The 2,100-nt window shown below is 65.2% G+C and carries 2 protein-coding genes; both read right to left on the minus strand.

What is annotated here, in order from left to right:
- Positions 1–1,431 (minus strand): glutamate--tRNA ligase (gene gltX, locus ACFWF3_RS33515; protein WP_379317975.1); only part of this gene is annotated, 1,431 nt, incomplete at its 3' end.
- 20 nt (positions 1,432–1,451) lie between these two features.
- Positions 1,452–2,100 (minus strand): fumarylacetoacetate hydrolase family protein (locus tag ACFWF3_RS33520; RefSeq protein WP_379317977.1); only part of this gene is annotated, 649 nt, incomplete at its 5' end.

Below are 2,100 nucleotides of genomic sequence, written 5' to 3' on the forward strand. Positions count from 1 at the left end.
GAGTGAGGCCTCGCGACCCAGCAATTCCATCGACTCGTACAGCGGCGGGCTGATGTGCGAGCCCGTCACCGCGACCCGCACCGGCGCGAACGCCTTACGCGGCTTGAGCCCCAGATCGTCGATCAGCGCCTTTTTCAGCGCCTCCTCCAGTGCCGGGGTGGTCCACTCGCCCAGCGGCTCCACAGCGGCGATCGCGGCGTCGAGCACGGGGTCGGCCTCGGCGCCGAGATTCTTGGTGCCCGCCGCCTGGTCGATCGCGAACTCCGCGGGCGCGACGAAGAGGAACTTCAGCAGGTCCCACGCGTCACCGAGCACCACGATGCGGGTCTGCACGAGTTCGGCGGCGACCAGGAATGTCTTCTCGTCGACTTCGGCCCCGATGTGGTTCTTCGCGGTGAGGAACTCACGCAGACGGTGACCGAAATCGCCGGGCTCGAGAAGGCGAATCTGCTCGGCGTTGATCGCGTCGGCCTTCTTCTGATCGAAGCGGGCCGGATTCGAATTCACCGAGGAGATTTCGAAAGCCGCGACCATTTCCAGCATGGAGAACACATCGCGGTCCTCGCCGATGCTCCAGCCGAGCAGGGCGAGGTAATTCAGCAAACCCTCGGGGATGAATCCGCGGTCCCGATGCAGAAACAGATTCGATTCCGGGTCGCGCTTGGACAGTTTCTTGTTGCCCTGACCCATCACGAACGGCAGATGCCCGAACTCGGGCGTGAACTCGGCAACCCCGATACGCTGCAGCGCGGCATACAGCGCGAGCTGACGTGGTGTCGAGGAGAGCAGATCCTCACCCCGCAACACATGGGTGATCCGCATCATCGCGTCGTCGACCGGATTCACCAACGTGTAGAGCGGGTCACCATTGCCCCGGGTGAGGGCGAAATCGGGGACGGTGCCGGCTTTGAAGGTGGTTTCGCCGCGAACGAGATCATTCCATCCGAGATCTTCTTCGGGCATCCGCAAACGGACCACGGCGGGGCGACCCTCGGCTTTGTACGCCGCGATCTGCTCGGCGCTGAGATCGCGATCGAAATTGTCGTAACCGAGTTTCGGGTCGCGGCCGACGGCGCGATGACGGGCCTCGACTTCCTCCGGCGTCGAGAATGCCTCATAGGCCTCTCCGGCCTCGAGCAACCGGCGCACCACATCCAGATGCTGATCGCGGCGCAGCGACTGCCGGTAGGGCTCGTAGGGTCCGCCGACCTCGGGGCCCTCGTCCCAGATGAGCCCCAGCCAGCGCAGCGCGTCGAGCAGCGCGCGGTAGGAATCCTCGGAATCGCGGGCGGCGTCGGTGTCCTCGATGCGGAACACGAATTTGCCGCCGTGGTGGCGCGCGAACGCCCAGTTGAACAGCGCCGTGCGCACCAGGCCGACGTGCGGCGTGCCGGTCGGCGACGGGCAGAAACGGACCCGTACTTCAGTCATGACTCTCTTCTCCGCTCGTCTCAGCGCTTGGTGGCAACAGGATTGGTGAGGGTGCCGATGCCCTCGACGGTGACCGACACGTTCTGCCCGGCCTGCAGCGGTCCGACGCCTTCCGGTGTGCCGGTGAGGATCACGTCACCGGGCAGCAGGGTCATCACCGAGCTGATCCATTCGATGATCTTCGGAATATCGTGCAGGAACAGCGACGTGCGGCTGCGCTGACGGACCTCGCCGTCGACCTCGGTGACGATCTCCAGATCGCTTGGATCCAGCGCGGTTTCGATCCACGGGCCGAGCGGGCAGAACGTGTCGTAACCCTTGGCCCTGGTCCACTGGCCGTCGTGGCGCTGCTGGTCACGAGCGGTGACGTCGTTGGCGATGGTGTAGCCGAGGATCACCTCGGACGCCTTGGCCGCGGCCACGTCCTTGCACGGACGGCCGATCACCACGGCCAGCTCGCCCTCGTAGTCGACCTGAGAAGAGCTGGGCGGCAGGATGATCGATGCGTTCGGGCCGATGATCGAGGTGTTCGGCTTGATGAAGATCACCGGGTCCACCGGCGCCGCACCGCCCATTTCGGCCGCGTGGGCGGCGTAGTTCTTCCCGATGCAGATCACTTTGCTCGCCAGGATCGGTGCCAGCAGGCGGATATCGGCCAGCGGCCAGCTC

It is taken from the genome of Nocardia sp. NPDC060220 (assembly GCF_042727815.1).
Lineage (GTDB): Bacteria > Actinomycetota > Actinomycetes > Mycobacteriales > Mycobacteriaceae > Nocardia.